A 7,857-nucleotide genomic window follows, 5' to 3' on the forward strand; every position below is an offset into this window, starting at 1 on the left:
CCCGCCCCCCTGCCCGTCGTCGCCGCACCGCCCGTCGAGCTCGAGTCCGACGAGCGCACCCGCGACCGGGTCTGCCGTGAGGTGCTCGAGCGCGGCCCGGTGACCGCCGCCGAGCTCGCGAGCTGCCTCGGTCTCACCCCGGCCGCCGTCCGTCGCCACCTGGACGTCCTCCTCGAGGACGGGCACGTCGCGGTCCACGAGACCCCGGCCGGCGGCCCCCGCGGCCGCGGCCGGCCTGCCCGCCGGTTCGTCCTCACCGACGTCGGGCACGCGGCGATGGCGACGGGCTACGACGCCCTCGCGTCGTCCGCCCTGCGCTTCCTGCGGGACGTCGCCGGGGACGACGCCGTCAAGCAGTTCGCCGACGACCGGGTCGCCGACCTCGAGCGGCGCTACGCCGCCGTGGTCGACGCCGCGGGGGAGGACCCCCAGGCCCGGGCCCGCGCCCTGGCGGGCGTACTGTCCGCCGAGGGCTACGCCGCGAGCACGCGGGACGTCGCTGTCGGGGACACGACGGTCGGCACCCAGCTGTGCCAGGGGCACTGCCCCGTGCAGCACGTCGCACGCGAGTTCCCGCAGCTGTGCGAGGCCGAGACCGAGGCCTTCTCGCGGCTGCTCGGGGTGCACGTCCAGCGCCTGGCGACCCTGGCGCACGGCGAGCACGTCTGCACGACCCATGTCCCGACCGGCCCCGTCATCGTCCAGATCGCACCGCAGCACGTCCCGACATCGCCTCAGGAGAGGACCACCCGATGACCTCCGTCGCACGCCCCGAGCTCGAGGGGCTGGGCCGCTACGAGTACGGATGGGCCGACCCGGACTCCGCCGGCGCCACCGCCCGCCGCGGGATCTCCGAGGAGGTCGTCCGCAACATCTCGGCGCTGAAGAACGAGCCGCAGTGGATGCTCGACCTGCGGCTCAAGGGCCTTCGCCTGTTCGACAAGAAGCCCATGCCGGGCTGGGGCTCCGACCTGTCCGGGATCGACTTCGACACGATCAAGTACTTCGTGCGGTCGACCGAGAAGCAGGCGACGTCGTGGGAGGACCTCCCCGACGACATCAAGAACACCTACGACCGCCTGGGCATCCCGGAGGCCGAGAAGCAGCGCCTCGTCGCCGGTGTCGCCGCGCAGTACGAGTCCGAGGTGGTCTACCACCAGATCAACGAGGAGCTCGAGCGCCAGGGCGTCATCTTCGTCGACACCGACACCGGCCTGCGCGAGTACCCGGAGCTCTTCAAGGAGCACTTCGCGTCCGTCATCCCGGTGGGGGACAACAAGTTCGCTGCGCTCAACACCTCGGTGTGGTCGGGCGGCTCGTTCATCTACGTGCCCAAGGGCGTCCACGTCGAGATCCCGCTGCAGGCCTACTTCCGGATCAACACCGAGAACATGGGCCAGTTCGAGCGCACCCTGATCATCGCCGACGAGGGCTCGTACGTGCACTACGTCGAGGGCTGCACGGCGCCGATCTACAAGTCGGACTCGCTGCACTCGGCCGTCGTCGAGATCATCGTCAAGAAGGACGCCCGCGTCCGGTACACGACGATCCAGAACTGGTCGAACAACGTCTACAACCTCGTGACGAAGCGGGCCACGGCGGCCGCGGGCGCGACGATGGAGTGGGTCGACGGCAACATCGGCTCCAAGGTGACGATGAAGTACCCGGCGATCTTCCTCATGGGGGAGCACGCCAAGGGCGAGACGCTGTCCATCGCCTTCGCGGGCGAGGGCCAGCACCAGGACGCCGGCGCGAAGATGGTCCACGCGGCACCGCACACGTCGTCCTCGATCATCTCCAAGTCCGTCGCGCGCGGTGGCGGCCGGACGTCCTACCGGGGCCTCGTCCAGGTCCTCGAGGGCGCCCACCACTCCGCCTCGACGGTGCGTTGCGACGCGCTGCTCGTCGACACGATCAGCCGGTCCGACACCTACCCGTACGTCGACGTCCGCGAGGACGACGTGTCCATGGGGCACGAGGCGACGGTGTCCAAGGTGAGCGAGGACCAGCTCTTCTACCTCATGTCCCGTGGTCTGAGCGAGGAGGAGGCCATGGCGATGATCGTCCGTGGCTTCGTCGAGCCCATCGCGCGCGAGCTGCCGATGGAGTACGCGCTCGAGCTCAACCGACTCATCGAGCTGCAGATGGAAGGGGCCGTCGGCTGATGGCAGCCAGCACGGACACGACCGAACCCACCGCACCCGGCGCCGAGTCCTCGGCCGTCGAGGCGCTCCACGAGGCGGCCGCCGCCGGCACCCCGGGCCTGTCCGGCCCGGGGCAGGACCAGCACGGCTTCGTCGCGCACAGCCACGGCAACGCGCCCGGGGACCCGGTGCCGGTGCAGTCCCGGGCGGGCTGGCTCTCCAGCTTCGACCCCGCGGACTTCCCGGTCCCGACGGGCCGCGAGGAGAACTGGCGGTTCACCCCGCTGGCGCGTCTGCGCGGCCTGCACGCGGGCGCCGAGGCGTCCGGGACGCCGAGCGCGGTGACGATCGACGCCGCGGACGGCGTCCGGACCGAGCTCGTCGAGCGCGGCGACGCCCGGCTGGGCCGGGTCGGCGTGCCCGAGGACCGCGCCGCGGCGCAGGCCTGGGCCTCGTTCGCGAAGGCCCTCGTCGTCACGGTGCCCGCCGAGCTCGACGCGCCTGCCCCGACGACGGTCACCGTCGAGGGGCAGGGCGGGCTGGGCTACGCGCACGTCCTCGTCGTCGCGGAGCACCACTCGCGCGGCATCGTCGTCCTGGACCACCGTGGCTCGGCCACCGTCTCCGCGAACGTCGAGATCGACGTCGCGGACGGCGCGGACCTCACGGTCGTGTCCATCCAGGACTGGGCGGACGACGCGGTGCACCTGTCCGCGCAGCGCGCCGTCGTCGGCCGGGACGCCAAGCTGCGGCACGTCGTCGTGAGCCTCGGCGGCGACGTCGTCCGGATCTCGCCGACCGCCTCGTTCTCCGGCCCCGGCGGCGAGGTCGAGCTCGTCGGGCTGTACTTCGCGGACGCCGGCCAGCACCTCGAGCACCGGCTCTTCGTCGACCACGCGGTGCCGCACTGCACGAGCAACGTCGTCTACAAGGGCGCGCTGCAGGGCGAGTCGGCGCACACGGTCTGGATCGGCGACGTGCTCATCCGGGCCGCGGCCGAGGGCACGCAGACCTACGAGCTCAACCGCAACCTCGTGCTCACCGACGGCGCCCGCGCCGACTCGGTCCCGAACCTCGAGATCGAGACGGGCGAGATCGTCGGCGCCGGCCACGCGAGCGCGACCGGCCGCTTCGACGACGAGCAGCTGTTCTACCTGCAGTCGCGCGGCATCACCGAGGCGCAGGCCCGGCGGCTCGTCGTCCGCGGCTTCTTCAACGAGCTCATCCAGAAGATCGGCGTCCCGCAGATCGAGGAGCGGCTCAACGCGGCCATCGAGGCCGAGCTCGAGCGCTCGATGGCGTTGGTGGGGGCGGGCGCGTGAGCCTGCAGAAGGCCTGCGCGGCCGCTGACATCCCGGCGTCCGGCGCACTGCGCGTGCTCCTCGAAGGGGTCCCCGTCGCCGTCGTGCGCGACAGCGAGGGCGGGCTGCACGCCATCGGGGACACCTGCACCCACGCCGACGTCTCCCTCGCCGAGGGCGAGGTCGACGACTGCTCGATCGAGTGCTGGCTGCACGGCTCGCGGTTCGACCTGCGGACCGGCCGGCCGACGTCGCTGCCGGCGATCCGCCCGGTGCCCGTCTACTCCCTGACCCTCGACGGCGACGACGTGCTCGTCGACGTCACCACCACGATCAACGCCGGCGACACCGCCGCGAAGGAGAGCTGAACCCGATGTCCGTCCTCGAGATCCGGGACCTCCACGTCTCCGTCGAGACCGAGCAGGGCGCCAAGGAGATCCTCCGCGGCGTCACCCTCACGGTCCGCGCGGGCGAGACCCACGCGATCATGGGCCCCAACGGCTCGGGCAAGTCCACGCTCGCCTACTCGATCGCGGGCCACCCGAAGTACACCGTCACGGGCGGCACCGTGACGCTCGACGGCGAGGACGTCCTCGCCATGAGCGTCGACGAGCGGGCCCGGGCCGGGCTCTTCCTCGCCATGCAGTACCCGGTCGAGATCCCCGGCGTGACGAACTCGAACTTCCTGCGGACCGCGAAGACCGCGATCGACGGCGAGGCCCCCAAGCTCCGCACGTGGGTCAAGGACGTCCGCAGCGCGATGGAGGGTCTGAAGATGGACTCCTCCTTCGCCGAGCGCAACGTCAACGAGGGCTTCTCCGGCGGTGAGAAGAAGCGCAACGAGATCCTCCAGATGGAGCTCCTCAAGCCGCGGATCGCCGTCCTCGACGAGACCGACTCCGGCCTCGACGTCGACGCCCTCAAGGTCGTCTCCGAGGGCGTCAACCGCGTCCTCGCCGGCGGCGAGGTCGGTGCGCTGCTCATCACGCACTACACCCGCATCCTGCGCTACATCCAGCCGGACTTCGTGCACGTCTTCGTCGACGGCCGGATCGTCGAGCAGGGCGGTCCCGAGCTCGCCGACCGCCTCGAGGCCGAGGGCTACGACCGCTTCACGACGCCGGCGACCACGGGGGCCTGAGCACCGATGTCAGCACCAGCGGTGGACACCGCCCGGGTCGGTGACCCGGGCGGTGCATCGGCGTTCTCGGACGACGAGGTCGCGGCCGTCCGGGCCCGCTTCCCCGTGCTCTCCCGCACGGTGGGGGCCGGGCACGCCCTGGCGTACCTGGACTCCGGGGCGACGTCGCAGCGTCCGGACAGCGTCCTCGACGCCGAGCGCGACTACCTGACCCGCTCGAACGCCGCCGTCCACCGCGGTGCGCACACGCTCGCCGAGGAGGCGACGCAGGCCTACGAGGACGCCCGGTCCGCGGTCGCCGGCTTCGTCGGGCTCGACGACGACGAGCTCGTCTGGACCCGGAACGCGACCGAGGGCCTCAACATCGTCGCGCTGGGCCTGTCCCACTACGGGATCGGCGCGCCGGGGCCGCTCGCGCTGCGGGCCGGCGACGAGGTCGTCGTCACCGAGATGGAGCACCACGCGAACCTCGTCCCGTGGCAGCAGGCATGCGCGCGCACCGGGGCGACGCTGCGCTGGATCGGGCTCGACGACGACGGTCGCCTCGACCTCGGCGACCTCGAGCGGGTCGTCACCGCGCGCACGAAGGTGCTCGCGTTCACCCACGCCTCGAACGTCCTCGGCACGGTGAACCCGGTGCCGCGGCTCGTCGCGGCGGCGAAGGCGGTCGGTGCGCTGACCGTCCTCGACGCGTGCCAGTCCGTGCCGCACTTCCCGGTCGACCTGCGGGCCCTCGGCGTCGACCTCGCCGTCTTCTCGGCGCACAAGATGCTCGGCCCGACGGGGATCGGCGCACTGGCCGGCCGCCGCGAGGTGCTCGCCGCGCTGCCGCCGGTCATCACGGGCGGCTCGATGGTCGAGAAGGTCACCATGGAGTCGACGACCTTCCGCGAGCCGCCCCAGCGCTTCGAGGCCGGGACCCCGCCGGTGAGCCAGGCGATCGCCTGGCACGCCGCCGTCGACCACCTGTCCGCGCTCGGGATGGACCGCATCGCGGCGCACGAGCACATGCTCACGGAGCGGTTGCTCGCCGGCGTCGCGGGCGTGCCCGGGGTCCGCGTGCTCGGCCCGACGACGGCCCGGGACCGGGTCGGGGCGGTGAGCGTCGTCGTCGAGGGCGTCCACCCGCACGACGTCGGGCAGTTCCTCGACAACGAGGGGATCGCCGTCCGGGTCGGCCACCACTGCGCGCAGCCGGTGCACCGCCGCTACGGCGCGACCGCGAGCACCCGGGCGAGCGTCTACCTGTACTCGACCACCGCCGAGGTCGACGCGTTCGTCGAGACCCTCGGGCGGGTCCGCGACTACTTCGGAGCGGCGTGATGTCCGGGCTCGACCAGCTCTACCAGCAGATCATCCTCGACCACGCGAAGGCGAAGCACGGCTTCGGCCTGCGGGACGCCGGCGCGGGTGCGGCGTCCGCGGACAGCCACCAGTACAACCCGCTCTGCGGTGACGAGGTCACCCTGCGCGCGGTCGTCGCGACGGCACCGGACGGCAGCGCGGCGCCCGTCGTCGCCGACGTCGCGTGGACGGGGGAGGGCTGCTCGATCAGCCAGGCCTCGACGTCCGTGCTCCACGAGCTCGTCGTCGGCCGGCCGGTCCCCGAGGCGACCGGCCTCGTCGAGGAGTTCCGCACGATGATCCGGTCCCGCGGCCAGGTCGAGCCGGACGAGGAGGTCCTCGGCGACGCCGCGGCCTTCGCCGGCGTCGGCCGGCACGCGAACCGCGTGAAGTGCGCCATGTTGGGATGGACGGCGTTCGAGGACGCGTTGTCCAGGGCGGTCGCGGACCTGTTCGAGGCCTCACCGCAACCGGGTCCGCCCGCAGTCAGCACGACGACCGACCAGGAGAACGCATGAGCGAGACCCAGACGCCCGCCAACGTCCTCGACGTCGAGGAGGCGCTGCGCGACGTCGTCGACCCCGAGCTCGGCATCAACGTCGTGGACCTCGGCCTCATCTACGGCGTGACGATCGACCAGAACAACCACGCGGTCATCGACATGACGCTCACGTCCGCGGCCTGCCCGCTGACCGACGTCATCGAGGACCAGGCGCAGCAGGCCCTCGACGGCCTCGTGGCCGGGATGCGGATCAACTGGGTCTGGATGCCGCCGTGGGGCCCGGACAAGATCACGGACGACGGCCGCGAGCAGCTCCGGGCGCTGGGCTTCAACGTCTGACCCGCGCCGCCCCGGATGACGGGGCCGGTGCTCCTTGTGACAGTTCGCCCCGCATCGTTCCGATCAGCGCTGCGGCGGCGTAGCGTGTCGGCGTCCACCGTGCTCGGGGCCGGTGCGGCGCCTCGGCGCGCGCCGGACCGTGGATGGCTGCAGGTCCTGCCCCTCCGGGCGGACCGGCGGCGGGCGGAGCCGGGCGGGGCGGTCCGGGACCACCGCCGGGCCGGCGGCGGCACGTGGCACGGGAGAGGGGCGTCCTCGTGACCGTCCGCCGCCGGCCTCACCCGGCCCTGCCCGGGCCGGCGCGAGACGATGGACGCGTGAGCGAGACGATCCCCGGGTGAGCGACCGCACCTTCACCGTCGACGCGCGACGCCTGCCCCGCTGGGTGGCCGGCGTCCGCGAGCGGCACGGCGAGGTCCACGCCGTCGTGGCCCGCGGCGGCGTCCTGCTCACCGCCGAGGACGGGACGACGGCACTGCTCTCCCCGCCGTTCCCGGACGACGACCTCGCCGACGACGCCCTCCCCGCCGGCACGCCCGTCGACGACCTCGTCGCGGCCCTCACCGCCCGGGTGCTCCGCCCGCGTCGGGTCGCCGCCGTCCTCGCCCGGCGCGGCGGCTACGCGTGCGCGGTCGTCGGCCCGGACGGGGTCGGCGCGTCCAAGGTCGGCACCCGGTACGTGCAGGGCCGGACGGCCGCCGGCGGCTGGTCCCAGCAGCGCTTCGCGCGGCGGCGCGAGAACCAGACCGACGACCTTGTGCGGGCGACCGCCGACCACGCCGCCCGGGTGCTCGACCCCGGCGGGGCGTCCTACGACGCCGTCGTCACCGGCGGCGACCGGACGCTCGTCGACCGGGTGCTCGCCGACCCCCGGCTGCGGGTGCTGGGGACGCTGCCCCGTGGCCCGCACCTCGCCGTCGGCGACCCCCGCTCGGACGTCGTCAAGGCGCTCCCCGAGCACGTCCGCTCGGTCACGGTCCACCTCTCCGAGCCCTGACCCCACCCCGCTCATGCTCGCGCCGCGTACCGTTCCGGAGCCGCGCGACGGCCCGGAACGGTACCCACCGTGAGCATGAGCGGGGGGCG

9 protein-coding genes are annotated in these 7,857 nt (G+C 73.1%); all 9 read left to right on the top strand.

Annotation, left to right across the window (positions count from 1 at the left end; all coding sequences use genetic code 11):
- The first annotated feature begins 9 nt into the window (after positions 1-9).
- The 9 genes from ECOMGDLI_RS03325 (at position 10) to ECOMGDLI_RS03365 (ending at position 7,768) form a co-directional block, all read left to right on the top strand.
- Positions 10-756 carry a helix-turn-helix domain-containing protein gene (locus ECOMGDLI_RS03325; RefSeq protein WP_088313669.1) on the top strand — a complete coding sequence of 249 codons (747 nt, stop codon included), beginning with the start codon at positions 10-12 and terminating at the stop codon, positions 754-756.
- Positions 753-2,165, top strand: coding sequence for a Fe-S cluster assembly protein SufB (sufB, locus tag ECOMGDLI_RS03330; protein ID WP_088313648.1), 1,413 nt, complete (start codon positions 753-755; stop codon positions 2,163-2,165). Before ECOMGDLI_RS03325 ends, sufB begins: the two co-directional genes overlap by 4 nt.
- Positions 2,165-3,466 (top strand): Fe-S cluster assembly protein SufD, encoded by a 1,302-nt coding sequence (gene sufD, locus ECOMGDLI_RS03335; protein ID WP_088313651.1) that lies wholly within the window; start codon positions 2,165-2,167, stop codon positions 3,464-3,466. Before sufB ends, sufD begins: the two co-directional genes overlap by 1 nt.
- Positions 3,463-3,813, top strand: coding sequence for a non-heme iron oxygenase ferredoxin subunit (locus ECOMGDLI_RS03340; protein WP_088313654.1), 351 nt, complete (start codon positions 3,463-3,465; stop codon positions 3,811-3,813). The genes sufD and ECOMGDLI_RS03340 overlap by 4 nt, the downstream gene beginning before the upstream one ends.
- A 5-nt stretch (positions 3,814-3,818) precedes the next feature.
- Positions 3,819-4,586, top strand: a complete 768-nt coding sequence (sufC, locus tag ECOMGDLI_RS03345; protein ID WP_088313657.1) for a Fe-S cluster assembly ATPase SufC — start codon at positions 3,819-3,821, stop codon at positions 4,584-4,586.
- A 21-nt stretch (positions 4,587-4,607) separates the two neighbouring features.
- Entirely contained in the window at positions 4,608-5,909 is a 1,302-nt protein-coding gene (locus ECOMGDLI_RS03350; protein ID WP_233153297.1) for a SufS family cysteine desulfurase, read from the top strand.
- The gene (sufU, locus tag ECOMGDLI_RS03355) at positions 5,909-6,448 is read left to right on the top strand and encodes a Fe-S cluster assembly sulfur transfer protein SufU (RefSeq protein ID WP_088313672.1); all 540 of its coding nucleotides are present in this window, start codon (positions 5,909-5,911) and stop codon (positions 6,446-6,448) included. The genes ECOMGDLI_RS03350 and sufU overlap by 1 nt, the downstream gene beginning before the upstream one ends.
- A complete protein-coding gene (locus ECOMGDLI_RS03360) occupies positions 6,337-6,771 on the top strand; it encodes a metal-sulfur cluster assembly factor (RefSeq protein WP_369812708.1) in 435 nt (144 codons plus the stop codon). Before sufU ends, ECOMGDLI_RS03360 begins: the two co-directional genes overlap by 112 nt.
- A 337-nt stretch (positions 6,772-7,108) precedes the next feature.
- Positions 7,109-7,768: an acVLRF1 family peptidyl-tRNA hydrolase gene (locus ECOMGDLI_RS03365; RefSeq protein ID WP_088313666.1), complete on the top strand. Its 660-nt coding sequence runs from the start codon at positions 7,109-7,111 to the stop codon at positions 7,766-7,768.
- Positions 7,769-7,857: the final 89 nt, after the last annotated feature.

This window comes from Kineosporia sp. R_H_3 (genome assembly GCF_002198675.1).
Lineage (GTDB): Bacteria > Actinomycetota > Actinomycetes > Actinomycetales > Kineosporiaceae > R-H-3.

Excerpts from the sequence above, each read along its gene's own strand:
- sufB (WP_088313648.1), top strand. The coding sequence starts at position 753 with ATGACCTCCGTCGCACGCCCCGAGCTCGAGGGGCTGGGCCGCTACGAG.
- sufD (WP_088313651.1), top strand. The coding sequence starts at position 2,165 with ATGGCAGCCAGCACGGACACGACCGAACCCACCGCACCCGGCGCCGAG.
- sufC (WP_088313657.1), top strand. The coding sequence starts at position 3,819 with ATGTCCGTCCTCGAGATCCGGGACCTCCACGTCTCCGTCGAGACCGAG.
- sufU (WP_088313672.1), top strand. The coding sequence starts at position 5,909 with ATGTCCGGGCTCGACCAGCTCTACCAGCAGATCATCCTCGACCACGCG.
- ECOMGDLI_RS03360 (WP_369812708.1), top strand. The coding sequence starts at position 6,337 with ATGGACGGCGTTCGAGGACGCGTTGTCCAGGGCGGTCGCGGACCTGTT.